This is a genomic window from Streptomyces sp. NPDC093591 (assembly GCF_044764885.1).
Classification (GTDB): domain Bacteria; phylum Actinomycetota; class Actinomycetes; order Streptomycetales; family Streptomycetaceae; genus Streptomyces.
This window is the reverse complement of record NZ_JBIWIY010000014.1, coordinates 185,514-201,132: the sequence shown is the minus strand read 5'-3', so window position 1 is coordinate 201,132 and position 15,619 is coordinate 185,514. Positions and strand designations below refer to the sequence as shown.

The window sequence follows — 15,619 nt, the reverse complement described above, 5'->3', positions numbered from 1 at the left end:
GTCAGCCCGTCCTCCCTCTCCCCTGTGAGGCATCATGCGCTGTGTCATCGCCCGGTACCCGTTCGAGCTGACCAAGAACGGGGTGCTGGCCTCGATGAAGGGCGTCACGCCCGAGCTCGTCACGGGTGAGTCCGTGACCGTCGGCCGCCGCCGCTACCCGGTCAAGCAAGTGGGCCAGGTCATCACCCGACAGGACCGCCGCGACTTCACCAGCGGCGAGATCGTCCGGGCCATGACCCGCCTAGGCTTCACCTGCCACGAGCAGCCCGGGACCGCGCCGGCGGGCGTCTCCACTCCGCTCCGGACCGCATCCGCACTGCTCGGGGGCACCGTCACCGCGGAGAGGTGAGGACCGGCGGAGAACCGCCACCAGAGACCCGGTGAGGGCCCTGCCGACGCGCGTCGGCAGGGCCCTCACCGTCGTATGCCCGCGCTCGCCGCCGCGTTCCCGCCGCCCACCAGGACTTCTTCCACCCGCTGCCGCAGGCTCCAGGATGCCTGTGCCACCCGAATGCCAAAATCTGCTCTTGCCAGAGTAGACATTGCCCCCTGGCACGGTTACGCTTTTTGTCGTTGACACGGTCAAGTGAGACCCGGCAGAGACGAACTGGCGGGTAGCAGTACCTGAAGTTCGCAGGTCAGTGCGGCTCTGGAGTTCCGAAGCCACGGTGTACGCAGAACGGCGACGGGGCTGGGAGCCGCACTGGGCAGCCCGCAGGTCGAGGGGCTGCCGACAGCAGTACCGCAGTACCCCTTCACCGAAGTGGTTGGTTCAGAGGAAGAAACGGAGGAGCAGACGCCATCAGGATCGCCCGGCCCGGCAAGCGCTCGGTCCGGGTACCGCAAGACCCCGGAATGGATGGTGGTCCCCGGTCACGCAGCCGCGATCCCCGCACCCCTCCCCTCGTCGGGCCGGGTAGCGGAAACAGAAGGTCGGCACAGCATGAGGGCCGACAGATGGTGTTGAATTCCCTTCGGGGCCCTGGTGCCGTACGGCATCAGGGCCCCTCGACGCGTTGCACAACGAGGTGACATGGCAGCAGATAACCCACTCAGCGATCGTCTGGACGACGACGACTACCCCGCGTACACCATGGGCCGGGCCGCCGAAATGCTCGGCACCACCCCCGCCTTCCTCCGCGCCATCGGTGAGGCTCGTCTGATCACTCCGCTGCGTTCGGAGGGCGGACACCGCCGGTACTCCCGCTACCAGTTGCGGATCGCCGCTCGCGCCCGCGAGCTCGTCGACAGGGGAACCCCCATCGAGGCGGCCTGCCGCATCGTCATCCTCGAGGACCAGCTCGAGGAAGCTCAGCGCATCAACGCGGAGTACCGCCGGGCCGCGAAGGCGGCGTCCGACAGTTCCGGTCCCGGTTCGAGCTGACCACGCAGACACGAGCCGGGCCGGTGGGGTATCGCTCCGGTGAAGATCCGAGCCGTAGAGCCCTTGGCCGTCCGTGCCGCGGCGGCGGAGTCGTTCGTCACCGCACCATCGGCCCGCGTTACGCGCAGAGCTTCCGCATGACCGGCCGCCTGCACCGCCGCCACCCCGAGCTGAGCCGGATCCTCCTGAACCACGGCACCGAACTGGCCCACTCCGACCGGGGACTCGTGCCCCGGGCGCTCCACGACATCCGCGCCGCGATGGACGCGGGGCGGTTCGAGGTGGAGGACCCGGACCTGGCGCCGGCGGTGACGGCGGGCTCCGCGCCGGCACTGGCCGCTCTGCTGCACGCGCAGCCCGACCGCGACGACGCGAACTCCTCGGACGTGGTCACCCGCGGCCTGCTACGGCAGTTCGGCATCCCCGCCGACGAGGCCGAGCGGATCTGCTCGCTGGAACTGCCGGATCTCGACCTGGTCGACGACCTCGTCGGCTGAGCGGGGCGTGCCGCGGCAGCGCCGCGGGGGCCGGAGCGCGCTCGGCGCGTATCCCTCCGGATGAGGACGTCAGCCGCTCCCCCTACCGGGACAAGGGCCACGGTGTCGCTCATGTGCCGCGCCCGGGTCCCCGCTCCGGCGCCCGGCCTATCCTGGCAGTGAGTGGCCGGCGTGGACGGTCAGGGGGTTTCCCGTACGTGCCGGTCGGACGCGTCAGGAGGTCCCCGTGTGAGTGCGTATCGGGGTCGTACCGCCATCGCCGCGGCCGCGGTGTCGCTGGCCGTGTCCCTGGCTGCCTGCGGCACGGGCGCGGAGTCCGCCGGCTCGGGCGGGGCCGCCTCCGGCGAGGACGGCTTCACGGTCGGGCTGTTGTTCAGCCAGATCGTCCAGGCCCGCTGGGAGAAGTTCGACAAGCCCCTGATCGAGCAGAAGCTCAAGGAGCTGTGCGCGGACTGCCGGGTGGAGTACGGCAACGCCGAGGGCGACGTGGCCACCCAGCAGCAGCTGGTGGACACCCTGATCAACAAGGACGTCGAGGTCCTGATCCTCAGCGCCGTGAACTTCAGATCCCTGCGTTCCGCGGTCGAGCGGGCACACGACGCGGGCATCCCGGTCGTCGCCTACGACGGCCTCGTCGAGGGCCCGATCTCGGCCTACGTCTCCTTCGACAACGAACGGGTCGGCAAGCTCCAGGGCGAGGCGCTCCTGAAAGCCATGGGCGACAAGGCGGACGGCGGCCGGATCGTCATGATGAACGGCCCCCAGACCAGCCCGACCAACATCGCCTTCAAGCGGGGCGCGCTGTCCGCCCTGGAGGGCAAGGTCGAGATCGGCAAGACGTACGACATCCAGGGCTGGAAGCAGGAGAGCGCCCACGCCAACATGGTCCGGGCCGTCGCCGCCCTGGGCGCCGACGGCATCGACGGCGTCTACGCCGCCAACGACGGTCTCGCCTCCGGCGTGATCTCCGCCCTCAAGGCTTCCAATATCGATCCGCTGCCCCCGGTCACCGGCCAGGACGCCGACCTCCCTGCCGTGCAGCACATCATCAGCGGCGAGCAGTACATGAGCGTCTACAAGCCCTTCAAGGCCGAGGCCGACGCGGCCGCCGAGATGGCCGTCGCCCTCGCGCGCGGCGAAAACCTCGACGACATCGCCGAGACCACGGTCGACACGGCCACCACCAAGGACATCCCCGCCGTCCTGCTCGACCCCATCCCCGTGACCGTCGACGACATCGAGGACTCCGTGCTCAAGGACGGCGTGTACACGACCGAGCAGATCTGCACCCCGCGGTTCGCGGCCGCTTGCGAGAGGGCCGGGCTCATCGAGTGAGCGAACAAGGGCGGCCCCGCTGGAGCGCGGGGCCGGCCCGGTGGGTCGGAGGCTGATGTGTCCACGTCCTCCGAACGAGTGGGTCAGAGGGTGGAGCCCGGGTCCCCCGGGCGGATGCGGCCGCGCCAGCCGCCGCTCGGGCCGCCGCCGCTCTCGACGTAGTCCTTGAAACGACGCAGGTCGCCCTTGACCCGCCGGTCGATCACGCCCAGGGCGTCGGCGCCCTTCTCGGCGACGCCGGTGGGCTCGACGTCCATCGTGAGCTCCACCCGGGTGTGCGTGTCGTCGAGGCGCTCGAAGCGGACCGAGCCGCGCTGCTCGGTGTCACCGCCGATGGACCGCCAGGTGATCCGGTCGTCCGCCATCTGGTCGACGATCTCCGTGTCGAACTCTCGCCGGATGCCACCGATGCTGGTGGTCCAGTGGTTGTGCCGGTCGTCGAGCTGCGTGACCTCGTCGACGCCTTCCATGAAGTTCGGGAAGTCCTCGAACTGCGTCCACTGGTCGTATGCCCTGCGGAGCGAGACGTCCACGTCGACTGTTTCCTTGACCGTGCTCATTGATGCCTCCTTGTCCGCTCTTCACCGAGGCCGACCTGCGGCGGGCGGGCCGACCTCCCTGTGCGTGTGCGAAGCGCCGGGTACCCGGGAAACCCGACGCTTCACCTGAACGGACCGTGGTGAGGCGCCGTCGGCGGACCTCACCACGAAACCGCGAGGCGACCGGCGGTCAGCCGTCATCCCGGGTGCTCGGACCGCTGATCCGGGGGTACGCCCCCGCCTTCGCCGCCGCCCTTGTCGCCCTTGTCCGTGCCATGGGCCTGGCCGCCCTCGGCCCGAGTCTGGCGGGCCTTGAGTTCGGCGCTGTCCTGGGGCGTGGCGCCGCCCTTGGCGCTGCGCCGCTGTTCCGGCTGCTGTGGATTGGACATGTGCGGGCACCTCGCTCGCGTCGTAGGCGTCGTTCGGACCGCCCGGGTTCCCCGGAGGGTCCGTCCGAAGCACCGGCATACCGACCGGCCCGCGGGGCACCCGGCCCCTCATGGGTGCGAACCACGCCGAGGCCCCGATCCTCGAAACACTCGCCCGGTACCAGAACGTCGACGAGTTGGGGTTCACTCCCCCCGGCCACAAGCACGCACGCGGCGCGGATCCACGCGCCCGCGCCGTGCTGGGCGATGCCGTGTTCCTCGGCGACGTCCTGGCCAACGGCGGCCTGGACGACCGGCTCACCCGGGGCGGGGTGCTGGAGCGGGCCGAGCACCTCATGGCCGACGCGGTGCACGCGGACCACACGTTCTTCTCGACCTGCGGCAGTTCCCTGTCCGTGAAGGCCGCCATGCTGGCGGTGACCCGCCCCGGCCACCGGCTCCTCGTCGGGCGCGACGCGCACAAGTCGGTGGTGGCCGGGCTCATCCTGTCCGGCGTCGAGCCGGTGTGGGTGGAGCCGCAGTGGGACGCCGCCCGGCACCTCGCCCACCCCCCGTCCACGGCCGCCTACGACAAGGCGTTCGCGGAGCATCCGGACGCGGACGGGGCCCTGGTCACCAGCCCCACGCCGTACGGCGCCGCCGCCGACCTCGAGGGCATGGCCGAGGTCTGTCACCGGCGGGGAAGGCCGCTCATCGTGGACGAGGCGTGGGGAGCGCACCTTCCCTTCCACGACGACCTGCCGGCGTGGGCCATGGACGCGGGCGCCGACATCTGCGTGACCAGCATCCACAAGATGGGCAGCGGACTGGAGCAGGGCTCGGTCTTCCACCTCCAGGGCGACCTCATCGACCCCGCCGAACTGGCCTCGCGGGCCGACCTCCTCGGCACGACCAGCCCGAACGTCCTGATCTACGCCGGTATCGACGCCTGGCGCCGGCAGATGGTCCAGCACGGTCACCGACTCATCGGCGGGGCCCTGGAACTGGCCGCACGCACGCGCACGGCCATCGAGGCGATCGACGGCTTCCACGTCAACGACGCGAAGGACTTCTGCGGCCCGGGCCTGGCCGTCGGCTTCGACCCGCTGCCGGTCGTCATGGACATCGGCGACCTCGGCACCAGCGGCTACCGGGCGGCCGACTGGCTGCGGACCCACCATCACCTCGACGCCCACCTCTTCGACCACCGGCGCATCAGCGCGCAGCTCACCCACGCCGACGACGAGAAGACCACGGCGCGGCTGCTCACCGCCCTGCGCGAGCTGGCCGACCACGCCGGCGACCTGCGGCACGCCCCGCAGGTCACCGTCCCCTCTCCGGCCGGTCTGCGGATGGACCAGATCCTGCTGCCCCGGGACGCCTATTTCTCGCCGCACGCGAAGGTCCCCGCGGCCGAAGCCGTCGACCGGATCGCCGCGGAGATGATCACGCCCTACCCGCCCGGCATCCCCGTGGTCCTGCCGGGCGAACGCCTCACCGAGCCGGTACTGGACTACCTGGTCACCGGGGTGGCGGCGGGGATGTTCCTCCCGGACGCGGCCGACCGCCGCCTGGACACCGTACGGGTTGTCGCGGAGCACTGACGCCTCGCGAGCAGCACCGGCCCGACGCCACCGACGCCCCGGACGCCACCACCCCTACGCCCGGGCCCGCGCCCGCAGGCACCGGCGCAGCTCCTCGGCGTACGGCACGACGACGCCCAGCCCGATCACGGCGGCGAGCCCGGCGAGATACGCGGCCGACGGCGGACGTTCCTTGGGCAGCAGGCGCCAGTCCTGCGGATGCGGTCCGCCGCGCAGAGTCGAGCGGACCTGCTCGGGGTGGAGGCAGGCGGTGAACGCCAGCGCGGTGAGCGGCAGCACTTCGAGGAAGCTGTGAATGTGCTGCTCGACGGGGCGGACCTCGCGCTCGCCGGTGGCCAGCGACACGTCGTACAGCGCGGTGGCACCGTGCGCCACGGCGGACGCGCCCATCGTGGTGAGCACCAGGGGATTGACGCGGGCGAGCAACCCCATGACGACCGGTACGCCCGCCTCGGTCATCATCAGCGCGTGGACCGCGGACTCCTTGGCCCCGCTGGTGCGCTCGATGCCCGTCCGTCGGTGCATCCACCAGTCCGCGAGGCCGGGCACCACCCACAGGGGAAGAATCCCGAGGAACAAGAACCGGCGGGCGGCGTCCTCCACCTCGGGGGAGTGCGGCCGGGTCCGCCCCGCGTCGGCGGCTCGCCGCATCTGTCGCCACACCTTCCGGGGCAGTAGCCGCGCTGCTCCCATGACACCTCCTGTGAACGGTTCCTGTGAACGGTCCGGATCCCCGGCCCCGCCGGGCCCGCCTCCCAGTACCCTCCCGCACGCCCGGAACACCCGCACGCCGTTGTTACGCCCGTCGGGCCGCCGGGTACTCGCCAGCGCGTTTGCGGTACCGCACCACACGTTCCACCCGGGAGAGGCGATGCCCGACTTCGGATACTTCCTGTCGTGCGAGGAACACACCCCGGCAGAGCTCGTCGATCAGGCGCGGATGGCCGAGCAGGCGGGCTTCGACTCCCTGTGGATCTCGGACCACTTCCACCCGTGGAACGACGAACAGGGCCAGAGTCCGTTCGTGTGGACGGTGATCGGCGCGCTGTCACAGGCCGTCTCGCTGCCCGTGGAGACGGCCGTGACCTGCCCCATCGTGCGCACCCACCCCGCGGTGATCGCCCAGGCGGCCGCCACGAGCGCCGCACAGCTGGGCGGCCGGTTCCGGCTGGGGGTCGGCACCGGCGAGGCCCTCAACGAGCACATCCTGGGCACCCACTGGCCCGAGGCGCCGGTACGCCTGGAGATGCTGGCGGAGGCCGTACAGATCATGCGGCAGCTGTTCACCGGCGAGGAGACGAGCCACTACGGCAAGCACTACACCGTGGAGAACGCCCGCCTGTACACCCTCCCCGACGAGCCGGTGCCCATCGACGTCTCCGCCTTCGGTCCCCTGGCCGCCGAGACGGCGGCACGGATCGGCGACGGGCTGATCACGACCACGCCCGACACCGCCCTGATCGAGCGCTTCCGCCGCGCCGGCGGCGGCACCAAGCCGGTGTACGGCGGCCTCAAGGTGTGCTGGGGGACGGACCGGCAGGAGGCGCTGCGCACCGCCCACCGCCTGTGGGCGAACGAGCAGCTCCCCGGCGAACTCGGCCAGGTCCTCCCCACCCCGCGCCACTTCGAGCAGGCATCGGAGCTGGTCACGGAGGAGCAGGTGGCGTCGGCCGTTGCGTGCGGTGACGATCCGGACGCGCACATCGAGGCCCTGAGCGCGTTCATCGACGCGGGGTTCGACACGGTGTACGTCAGCCAGATCGGCAAGGAGCAGCGCGGCTTCTTCGACTTCTACCGCACGAAGATCCTCCCGCGGCTGCGTGGCTGACGGCACCGGACGGACGGCTCAGGTCATGGAGCGGCGGACGGACCCGACGGGGCTCGCTCTCATCGTGGTCGACATGATCAACACCTACGACCACGAGGACGCCGAGCTGCTCGTGCCGTCCGTCCGGCGGGTCGTGCCCGTCCTGGCGGAGCTGATCGACCGGGCCCGCGAGGCGGACGTACCGGTGATCTACGCGAACGACAACTTCGGCTCGTGGCGCTCCCACCACGGGGAACTCGTGGAGACCGCGCTGGCCCGGCCGCACGCCGACCTGATCGAGCCGATACGGCCCGACGACGCGTCGCTGTTCGTGGTGAAGGCCCGCCATTCCGTCTTCTACGAGACGCCGCTGGCCTACCTCCTGTGGCGACTGGGGGTCGGACGAGTGGTGCTGACCGGTCAGGTCACCGAGCAGTGCGTCCTGTACTCCGCGCTGGACGCGCACATCCGCCACCTGGAGGTCACGGTGCCCAGGGACGCCGTCGCCTCCATCCACCCCCATCTGGCGTCCGCCGCCCTGGAGATGATGGAGCGCAACATGGGCGCCCGCATCCTCACGGCGAAGGAGGTCGCCTTCTGAGGCGGACAGCGGGCAGCCGAGGGAGGAAACTGGATGAAGCGGATGAATGGACGGTCGAGGTGAGGCGAGGAAGGGGATGGCGGTCGTGGATCTCGTACTGCGCCCAGGCACCACGGACGACGCCGCGGAGTGCGGCAGGATCTGCTTCGAGGCTTTCGCCGGCATCGCCCGTGAGCATGCCTTCCCGCCCGATATTCCCAACCTCGAGGTAGGTGTCGCCCTGACCGAGACGGGCCTGAGCCACCCGGGGTTCTACAGCGTCGTCGCCGAACTCGACGGGCGGATCGTGGGCAGCAACTTCCTCGACGAGCGCTCGGCCGTCGTCGGGGTGGGGCCCATCACCATCGATCCCGCCGTGCAGAACCGGGGTGTGGGCCGCCGGCTGATGCTGGACGTGATGGGCCGGGCCGCCGAGCGCAGAGCGCCGGGGATCCGGCTGTTGCAGAGCGGGTACCACAACAGATCGTTCTCGCTGTACGCGAGCCTCGGGTTCGCGTTCCGGGAGACGGTGGCGTGCGTGCAGGGGCCCGCGTTCTCGCGTGCGGTGCCCGGGCACACGGTCCGGGAGGCCACGGACGCCGACCTCGCGGCATGCAACGAACTGTGCAGGCAGGTCCACGGCGTCGACCGGGGCGGCGAGGTCGTCGACGCGCTCGAACAAGGTACGGCCCGGGTCGTCGAGCACCAGGGCCGCGTCACCGGTTACGCCACGGATCTGGCGTTCTTCGCGCACGCCGTGGGCGAGACCAACAGCGACCTGGAGGCCCTGATCGGCGCGGCTCCCGCCTTCGGCGGCCCCGGCATCCTCGTCCCCGCGAGCAACAGCCTGCTCCTGCGCTGGTGCCTCGCCAACGGCCTCAGGGTGGTGCAGCTGCTGAGCCTGATGACCGTCGGGCTCTACAACGAGCCCGACGGGGTGTATCTGCCCTCGATCCTCTACTGAGCAGACGCACGGCCGGCGCCGGCCCGCGGCGAGGTCAGCTCCAGGTGGCCTTGAGCTTCGCGGCGTAACCCTTCGTGTGGCCGGACGCGTTGGGGTGGAAGATCGCCGACGGGTCGGTCAGGTCGACACCGTTGATCCACGGGTCGGAGCCGCAGGCCTCGTGACCGGTGAACTGGCCGCGCATGTCGAGGAAGTGGACGGACTCCTTGAGCGAGGCGGCCTTGGTGCCCTCGGCCAGGGCGTCGGCGAGGCCGTTCATGGCGGTGCGCTTGGCGGAGCTGAGGTCGATCGCGCCGCACGAACCGGTGGCGGCGAGCGTCCTCGGGTAGCCGAGGACGAGGATCAGGGCCCTCGGGGAACGGGCCTTGATGTCCTTGTAGAGCGCGGCCAGCTCCGTCACCAGCTGGTTCCTCGCGTAGTGCGACATCCAGCCCGTGGCCGTCTTGCAGTAGTCGTCGCTCTGGGTGAGGCACGCCTCGACCACCGACGCGAACTGGGCGTCGTTGCCGCCCACGGTGAGGGTGACGAAGCTGGTCGTGGACGACAGCGCGGAGAGCTGCCTGTCGCGCACGTCCGCGATGGTCGCGCCGCTGCAGGTGACGTCCTTCAGCGTGTACTCGGGGTTCGCGGCCGCCCACTGGTGGGGGTAGTTGAGCGGGCTGTGCTTGCAGTCACCGCCGGCGGGGTCGTAAGCGCCGGCGCCGACTCCGGACGCGTAGGAGTCCCCCAGGGCTACGTATTCCGCTCCTCCCGTCGCCGCCTGAGCGGGCGTGCCGGCCACGGTTGCCATACCGGCGAATGCCATCACGGCACTGACGACCACCGACGTCAATTTACGCATGAGTTCCTTTGATTTCCTTCTGGACAGCGGAGGTTGAACCCTACTGAGGCTTGTTGCGCGGGAATTGCCTGCGTGTTGTCGAGAACGCGTTGCCGGGAATTGACTTCATTTCAGGAATGGCGGGCGGCGAGCCGGCGGTAGCCTGTCGGGCATGTTGCGCCGGATACAGGCCCTGCCGTGGATCCACACGGCGTACGACGTCGCGCTCGCGGTGCTGGTGGTCTGCATGACCGCGCGCTACGTCGAGGAGTACGACCAGCTCATCGGCTGGGCGATGGCCCTGGCGCTGGTGTGGCGGCGGCGGTGGCCGCTGACGGTGATGGGCCTGGTCTCGGGGCTCGCGCTGGTGCAGTACCTGCTGTCGGTGGTTCCGGATCCGATGCTGGCCAGCTTCCCGGGCGCCTACGACGCCGCCTTGCTGATCGCGATGGTCTCCGTCGTCGCCCATGCCCGGCCGATGTGGCACGCCTACGTGGCGGGGGCGGCCGTACTGTCGGGCGTGGCGGCGGTTTTCGGCGGGCTCGTCACACGTGTCGGCGGGCGCGAAGTGGGCGGAGACCTCGTCGAGTTCGTGGCCGTCGGTGGTCTGTGCACGGCCCTGTGGCTGACCTCCATGGTGCTCAGGACGCGGCGGCTGTACGTGGCGAGCCTGGAGGAACGGGCCGCCACGGCCGAACGGGAGCGGGAGCATCTGGTGCAGCTGGCCGCCGCCGAGGAACGCGCGGAGATCGCCCGGGAGCTGCACGACGTGGTGGCCCACAGCCTGGCCGTGATGATCCTGCAGGCCGACGGCGCCGGGTACGCCCTCAAGTCGGATCCGGACAAGGCCGGTTCGGCGATGAAGGCGATCGGCGACACGGGGCGTGACGCGCTGGAGGACATGCACCGGATCGTGCGCGTCCTGCGGGGTGGGCGCTCCCCCGAGCAGGTCGAGGACGCGCGCCGCCGGATCTCGCCGGCCGACCTGGAGACCGTGGCCGAGCGGGCCCGTGCCGCGGGACTGAAGGTGGACCTGGACATCGAGGGTGAGCGGGGCGGGCTCGCGACGGCGGACGAACTGACCGTGCTGCGGATCGTCCAGGAGAGCCTGACCAACGTGCTGCGGCACGCCGGCCCCGGTGCGCACGTCGCGATCACCTTGCGGTTCGGCCGGGACGCGGTGCTGATCAGTGTGCTCGACGACGGGGCCGGCAAGCTGGCCGGGCCCACGGCCGCGGCGCAGAGGCTCAGCGGCGGGAATGGCCTCGTGGGCATGCGCGAGCGTGTGGAGGTGTCCGGCGGCAGGTTCGCCGCCGGGCCGCGCCTGGGCGCGGGATGGCAGGTCGAGGCGGAGATTCCCCTCAAGGGGCTGCCGCTGAGGGAACTTCCGGTGAGGACGGCGGGATGAGTGCGATGAGCGGGCCGATACGAGTGGTAGTGGTGGACGACCAGCCTTTGATCCGGGCGGGGTTCGCGATGGTGCTGGCCGCGCAGAGCGACATCGAGGTCGTGGGCGAGGCGGAGAACGGCGTGGACGCCCTGGCGTTGCTGGCCCGGACCGAGGCGGATGTCGTCATCATGGACATCCGTATGCCCATCATGGACGGGGTCGAGGCGACCGAGCGGCTGACCCGGCTCCCCGACGGTCCGCGGGTGCTGGTGCTGACCACCTTCGACACCGACGAGGACGCCTTCGCCGCCCTGCAGGCCGGAGCGAGCGGCTTCCTGCTGAAGAACACCCCGCCCGAGGAGGTCGTGACGGCGATCCGTGTCGTGTCGGCCGGCGAGTCCGTCGTCGCCCCGCGCGTCACCCGCCGGCTCCTGGACCGGTTCGCGGGGAAGCTGGCACCCTCGGACCGCCTGGACGAACGGCTGGCCCTGCTCACGGTGCGCGAGCGCGAGGTGCTCGGTCTGGTCGCCGAAGGCCTGTCCAACAGTGAGATCGCCGCCCGGCTGTTCATCGCGGAGGGGACCGTGAAGACCCATTTCGGCAAGATCCTGACCAAGCTGGACCTGCGCGACCGCGTGCAGGCCGTCATCCTCGCCTACGACACGGGCCTCGTCAGCCCGCGGTCGTAGTCCCGGTCTGCGACCACGGTCGCAGACCCCCGGCACGGATATCTGGTTCCGAGCCGATGTGCCGCGACGCCCGGCCTCCAAGAATTCACCCGTACCGAACGACGAGAAGCGTCGGACGGAATTCCTCGGAGGTCGTCGTGCCTGTTTCCGATCCCCCGCGTCACAACAGGGCGATTCTGTTCGGCGCCATCGCACTGCTGCTTTTCACGGCGGTCGCGCTCGTCGTCATCCGCTGGTGGTCATGACCATGTCTCCAGCACCCGACCTGTACGCGGACGGCGGTGCGCACATCGCCGCCGCCGTCGATCTGGTCAAGGTCCATCAGCAGGGGCAGGCGCGGATCCGGGCCCTGGACGCGGTGACCGTCGGTTTCGCCCGTGGGCGGTTCACGGCAGTCGCGGGCCCGTCGGGTTCGGGCAAGTCGACACTGCTGCACTGCCTGGCCGGCCTGGACTCGGCCACCTCGGGCCAAGTACTCCTGGGCGACACGGAGTTGACCGGCCTGTCCGACCGGGCGCTGACCCGGGTCCGGCGGGACAAGGTCGGCTTCGTCTTCCAGTCGTTCAACCTGCTGCCCCAGCTGACGGCTCTGGAGAACATCGTGCTGCCCGTCACCATGTCCGGCCGGCACCTGCATCACGACCTGCTCGACCATCTCGTCGGCGTGCTCGGCATCGGCGACCGGCTGTCCCACCGGCCCGCCGAACTCTCCGGCGGCCAGCAGCAGCGCGTGGCGCTGGCCCGGGCCCTGGTGGCGCGGCCTGTCGTGGTCTTCGCCGACGAGCCCACCGGCAACCTGGACTCACGGTCGGGCACGGAGGTCCTCGACCTGCTGCGCCGCTCCGTGCGCGACCTCGACCAGACCGTGGTCATGGTGACGCACGACCCGCGCGCCGCGGCCTACGCCGACCGCGTGCTCGTCCTCGCCGACGGACGCGTCGTCGACGACGTCGACACGGCGGCCGGCGCGGATGTCACGCGGGCCCTGCGGACCGTGGGGAGGCACGCCCGGTGAACGCCCCTTGGCGCGCGAGTGTCCTGGGATCCCAGCTGGCCGAACTCCTCAGGCGGCCCCGCCGGTCGGTGACGACCGGGATGTCGGTCCTGGTGGCCGCCTTCGTGGTCTTCGCCTCGGTCCTGGCCCAGCAGATCGCCACGCACACCGCGGTCGACCGCTTCCGCGGCACGCCCGAGGCGGTGAGCCTGGTCGCCACCGCCGACGGCTCCCGGGTGAGCGCGGCCGCTGTGCGGCGGATCCGCGCGCTGCCCGGGGTGGCGGAGGCCGTCGGCCGGGTGGATTCCGGTGCCTCGCTCGCCGGTCTGTCCGAGCGCTGGCTGGAGCTCCACGCCGACCCCGGCACCGGGCCGCTGTCCCAGGTCCGCCTCGTCGAGGGCGGCTACCCCGACCGCGCCGGACGGCTCGCGGTCAACCGCCGGGCCGCCGAGGAATTCGGGCTCGCCCCCGGCACGCGTACGACCCTGCTGGTCCCCGACCCCGAGAACGCGGACAGGACCGTCAAGGTGGCCGTCACCGTCACCGGCGTCGTCGAGAGCACCGCGACCGAGGGGCAGCAGGCCGGCGGTTACACCACCGACGCCCTCATCGCGCCGTTCGCCGACCTGCCGGGCTTCGACCGCGTGGACATCCGCGCCGAGGCCGGTGCCCCGCAGGGGGAGTTGGCCGGTCGGGTGCGTGCCGTGCTCGGCGCGGACGCGTCGCTCCATACCGGCAGCGCCGTACGGGACCGGGAGGCACGCGAGGCCGTGGGAGGTGACCTCCGGGAGGTCTTCCTGCTCCTCGCCGTGTTCCTGGGCGTCGCGGTGGGCGCCGCGGCCCTGGTCGCCACCTCGGCCTTCCGAATCGTCTTCGCGCAACGGCTGCGGCAGTTGGCGCTGCTGCGCGCCATCGGCGCCCCACAGCGCCGGCTGGTGACCGCGCTCGCCGTCGAGGGCGCCCTGGTGGGCACGGCCGCGGGCACGCTCGGGGTGCTGCTCGCGCTGGGCGCCGGGCACCTCGCGCCGACGGCCGCCCGCCGCCTGGCGGGGCAGGAACTCTCCGCGCCGGGCTACCCCGTGACGTACGCCGTGCTGGTCGTCGTGGGAACCATGCTGGTGACGGTCGCGGCGGTCCTCGCCCCCGCCCTGTCGGCGGCCCGGGTGTCCCCGCTGCACGCACTGCGCACCGCCGACACCGTCGCGGGCGAACGCCGTGTCCGCCGCGGCCGCCGCATCGCCGGATTCGTCCTCGCCGCCGTGGCCGTCGGCCTCGCCGCCGGGCCATGGCCGGACCAGGACCTTGGGCTGCCGCTGACCGTCGCCTCGGCCGGCTTCGCCTTCCTGGCGCTGATCGCCCTGGGCCCTCTCCTGGTCCGGCCCGTCCTGACGGTGGCCGGATGGCCGCTGCGTCGGCTCGGCACCACCGGCCGACTGGCCGTCAGCGGCGTCGGAGGCACCCCCCGCCGTGCCGCGGCCGTCTCCGTCGTCGTCGCCCTCGGCGTCGCCCTGGTCTCCGGCGCCCTGGTCGCCGTCGCCTGCCTCACCGGCCACCTGGAGCGCACCGGCGCCGCCGAGGCCCCCGCCGACTTCCGGGTCGCGGCCGGCGAGAAGGGCCTGGACGCCACCGTCGTACGGCAGATCGCCGCGGCGCCGCAGCTCGCCCATGTCACCGGCTACCGCACCCTCACCACCCCCCTCGACGGGAGGGAGATCGAGGTGTCGGACCTGGACGCGGACGCCCTGCCCACCGGCAGGCACCTCGACACGGCCGGGCTCGGGCCGGGCAGCGCGGTCGTCTCGGCCGACATGGCCGACCTCCTCGGCGTGCGGGCGGGCGACCCACTCACCCTCCCGTCCCGGCACGGCGACATCCGGCTGACCGTGGCCGCCACGCTGCCCGGTGAGGGGCCGGGCCTGGCGGACGTCCTCGTCGTCCCCTCCGACCTGGACCGGATGGGCGCCTCGAAGAACGCGAGCGGCGTCCTCGCCGACGCCGCCGACGACTCTCTCGGCGCCCGGGGCGAGGCACAGCGCGCACTGGAGAGTCTGGTCCGTGAACACGTCCCCGATCCCGACGACGTGAGCGTCAGCGTCCTGGCTCAGGACCGGGACGGCAACCAGGACGCGGTCCGGACGATGGGCACCATCGCGCTCGGGCTCGTCGCCCTGACCGTCCTCATCGCCGTCGTCGGGGTCACCGCCACCACCAGCCTGACCGCGATCGAACGCACCCGTGAGTTCGGGCTGCTGCGCGCCCTGGGCCTGGACGGGGGCGCACTGCGCCGGACGATCGCCCTCGAAGCCGGGCTGTACGGCGTCCTCGGCGGTGTACTCGGTCTGGCCCTCGGTGTCCCCTACGCCTGGCTCGTCGTCCGCACCGTCGTGACGGACGCCCCGCTACGGCTTCCCGCGCCCCAACTGCTGCTGGTCTTCGCCGGGCTGGCCGCGCTGACCGCACTCGCGGGTCTCCTGCCCGCCCGCCGGGCCACCCGCATCACGCCCATGACGGCGCTGGGCGGCGCCGAATGACACATCGCACACCGGCAGCGTCGCGAACAACATCCGGACAACAGCCGAGCAATGCAGAATTGGTTGACTGCTTGAACGAACCGTCACAAGGGTCCATCGCGTGCCCCGCCGTGCCCC

16 protein-coding genes are annotated in these 15,619 nt (G+C 71.5%); 12 read left to right on the top strand and 4 right to left on the bottom strand.

Going from position 1 to position 15,619, the window contains the following annotated elements:
- The first annotated feature begins 34 nt into the window (after positions 1 to 34).
- From ACIREI_RS28495 to ACIREI_RS28480, 4 genes are all read left to right on the top strand, one after another.
- On the top strand, positions 35 to 349 hold the full coding sequence (locus ACIREI_RS28495; protein WP_403338510.1) for an SCO5918 family protein: 315 nt from the start codon (positions 35 to 37) through the stop codon (positions 347 to 349).
- A gap of 684 nt (positions 350 to 1,033) precedes the next feature.
- Positions 1,034 to 1,384 carry a helix-turn-helix domain-containing protein gene (locus ACIREI_RS28490; RefSeq protein ID WP_274241274.1) on the top strand — a complete coding sequence of 117 codons (351 nt, stop codon included), beginning with the start codon at positions 1,034 to 1,036 and terminating at the stop codon, positions 1,382 to 1,384.
- Between the two features lie 23 nt (positions 1,385 to 1,407).
- Positions 1,408 to 1,881 (top strand): hypothetical protein, encoded by a 474-nt coding sequence (locus ACIREI_RS28485; RefSeq protein ID WP_403338507.1) that lies wholly within the window; start codon positions 1,408 to 1,410, stop codon positions 1,879 to 1,881.
- A gap of 228 nt (positions 1,882 to 2,109) precedes the next feature.
- Complete coding sequence (locus ACIREI_RS28480) at positions 2,110 to 3,216, top strand: substrate-binding domain-containing protein (protein ID WP_403338504.1); 1,107 nt, start codon at positions 2,110 to 2,112, stop codon at positions 3,214 to 3,216.
- An 83-nt stretch (positions 3,217 to 3,299) separates the two neighbouring features.
- On the opposite strand, the gene ACIREI_RS28475 is transcribed toward ACIREI_RS28480, so the two are convergent.
- Positions 3,300 to 3,776: an SRPBCC family protein gene (locus tag ACIREI_RS28475; protein ID WP_403338497.1), complete on the bottom strand. Its 477-nt coding sequence runs from the start codon at positions 3,774 to 3,776 to the stop codon at positions 3,300 to 3,302.
- 176 nt (positions 3,777 to 3,952) lie between these two features.
- Complete coding sequence (locus ACIREI_RS28470; RefSeq protein ID WP_403338494.1) at positions 3,953 to 4,144, bottom strand: hypothetical protein; 192 nt, start codon at positions 4,142 to 4,144, stop codon at positions 3,953 to 3,955.
- 110 nt (positions 4,145 to 4,254) lie between these two features.
- Between ACIREI_RS28470 and ACIREI_RS28465 the strand changes: the two genes are divergently transcribed.
- Positions 4,255 to 5,727: an aminotransferase class I/II-fold pyridoxal phosphate-dependent enzyme gene (locus ACIREI_RS28465; protein ID WP_403338492.1), complete on the top strand. Its 1,473-nt coding sequence runs from the start codon at positions 4,255 to 4,257 to the stop codon at positions 5,725 to 5,727.
- Positions 5,728 to 5,781: 54 nt separating this feature from the next.
- Here ACIREI_RS28465 and ACIREI_RS28460 read toward each other — a convergent pair whose 3' ends face one another.
- Complete coding sequence (locus ACIREI_RS28460; protein ID WP_403338489.1) at positions 5,782 to 6,378, bottom strand: diguanylate cyclase; 597 nt, start codon at positions 6,376 to 6,378, stop codon at positions 5,782 to 5,784.
- A gap of 220 nt (positions 6,379 to 6,598) precedes the next feature.
- Between ACIREI_RS28460 and ACIREI_RS28455 the strand changes: the two genes are divergently transcribed.
- From ACIREI_RS28455 to ACIREI_RS28445, 3 genes are all read left to right on the top strand, one after another.
- Positions 6,599 to 7,555, top strand: a complete 957-nt coding sequence (locus ACIREI_RS28455; RefSeq protein WP_403338487.1) for an LLM class F420-dependent oxidoreductase — start codon at positions 6,599 to 6,601, stop codon at positions 7,553 to 7,555.
- Between the two features lie 25 nt (positions 7,556 to 7,580).
- The gene (locus ACIREI_RS28450; protein ID WP_403338761.1) at positions 7,581 to 8,135 is read left to right on the top strand and encodes a cysteine hydrolase family protein; all 555 of its coding nucleotides are present in this window, start codon (positions 7,581 to 7,583) and stop codon (positions 8,133 to 8,135) included.
- A gap of 76 nt (positions 8,136 to 8,211) precedes the next feature.
- Entirely contained in the window at positions 8,212 to 9,078 is an 867-nt protein-coding gene (locus tag ACIREI_RS28445; RefSeq protein ID WP_403338484.1) for a GNAT family N-acetyltransferase, read from the top strand.
- Between the two features lie 34 nt (positions 9,079 to 9,112).
- Here ACIREI_RS28445 and ACIREI_RS28440 read toward each other — a convergent pair whose 3' ends face one another.
- The gene (locus ACIREI_RS28440; RefSeq protein WP_403338481.1) at positions 9,113 to 9,919 is read right to left on the bottom strand and encodes an SGNH/GDSL hydrolase family protein; all 807 of its coding nucleotides are present in this window, start codon (positions 9,917 to 9,919) and stop codon (positions 9,113 to 9,115) included.
- A 151-nt stretch (positions 9,920 to 10,070) separates the two neighbouring features.
- On the opposite strand from ACIREI_RS28440, the gene ACIREI_RS28435 reads away from it, so the two are divergent.
- The 4 genes from ACIREI_RS28435 (at position 10,071) to ACIREI_RS28420 (ending at position 15,502) form a co-directional block, all read left to right on the top strand.
- On the top strand, positions 10,071 to 11,306 hold the full coding sequence (locus ACIREI_RS28435) for a sensor histidine kinase (RefSeq protein ID WP_403338478.1): 1,236 nt from the start codon (positions 10,071 to 10,073) through the stop codon (positions 11,304 to 11,306).
- A complete protein-coding gene (locus tag ACIREI_RS28430; RefSeq protein ID WP_403338475.1) occupies positions 11,303 to 11,977 on the top strand; it encodes a response regulator in 675 nt (224 codons plus the stop codon). The genes ACIREI_RS28435 and ACIREI_RS28430 overlap by 4 nt, the downstream gene beginning before the upstream one ends.
- Positions 11,978 to 12,218: 241 nt before the next feature.
- Positions 12,219 to 12,992, top strand: coding sequence for an ABC transporter ATP-binding protein (locus ACIREI_RS28425; protein ID WP_403338472.1), 774 nt, complete (start codon positions 12,219 to 12,221; stop codon positions 12,990 to 12,992).
- Positions 12,989 to 15,502 (top strand): FtsX-like permease family protein, encoded by a 2,514-nt coding sequence (locus tag ACIREI_RS28420; protein ID WP_403338470.1) that lies wholly within the window; start codon positions 12,989 to 12,991, stop codon positions 15,500 to 15,502. The genes ACIREI_RS28425 and ACIREI_RS28420 overlap by 4 nt, the downstream gene beginning before the upstream one ends.
- Positions 15,503 to 15,619 lie beyond the last annotated feature (117 nt).

Coding starts and splice junctions, on each gene's coding strand:
- ACIREI_RS28465 (WP_403338492.1), top strand. CDS start 4,255: ATGGGTGCGAACCACGCCGAGGCCCCGATCCTCGAAACACTCGCCCGG.
- ACIREI_RS28455 (WP_403338487.1), top strand. CDS start 6,599: ATGCCCGACTTCGGATACTTCCTGTCGTGCGAGGAACACACCCCGGCA.
- ACIREI_RS28425 (WP_403338472.1), top strand. CDS start 12,219: ATGACCATGTCTCCAGCACCCGACCTGTACGCGGACGGCGGTGCGCAC.
- ACIREI_RS28495 (WP_403338510.1), top strand. CDS start 35: ATGCGCTGTGTCATCGCCCGGTACCCGTTCGAGCTGACCAAGAACGGG.
- ACIREI_RS28430 (WP_403338475.1), top strand. CDS start 11,303: ATGAGTGCGATGAGCGGGCCGATACGAGTGGTAGTGGTGGACGACCAG.
- ACIREI_RS28490 (WP_274241274.1), top strand. CDS start 1,034: ATGGCAGCAGATAACCCACTCAGCGATCGTCTGGACGACGACGACTAC.
- ACIREI_RS28460 (WP_403338489.1), bottom strand. CDS start 6,378: ATGCGGCGAGCCGCCGACGCGGGGCGGACCCGGCCGCACTCCCCCGAG.
- ACIREI_RS28475 (WP_403338497.1), bottom strand. CDS start 3,776: ATGAGCACGGTCAAGGAAACAGTCGACGTGGACGTCTCGCTCCGCAGG.
- ACIREI_RS28450 (WP_403338761.1), top strand. CDS start 7,581: ATGGAGCGGCGGACGGACCCGACGGGGCTCGCTCTCATCGTGGTCGAC.
- ACIREI_RS28445 (WP_403338484.1), top strand. CDS start 8,212: ATGGCGGTCGTGGATCTCGTACTGCGCCCAGGCACCACGGACGACGCC.
- ACIREI_RS28435 (WP_403338478.1), top strand. CDS start 10,071: ATGTTGCGCCGGATACAGGCCCTGCCGTGGATCCACACGGCGTACGAC.
- ACIREI_RS28440 (WP_403338481.1), bottom strand. CDS start 9,919: ATGCGTAAATTGACGTCGGTGGTCGTCAGTGCCGTGATGGCATTCGCC.
- ACIREI_RS28470 (WP_403338494.1), bottom strand. CDS start 4,144: ATGTCCAATCCACAGCAGCCGGAACAGCGGCGCAGCGCCAAGGGCGGC.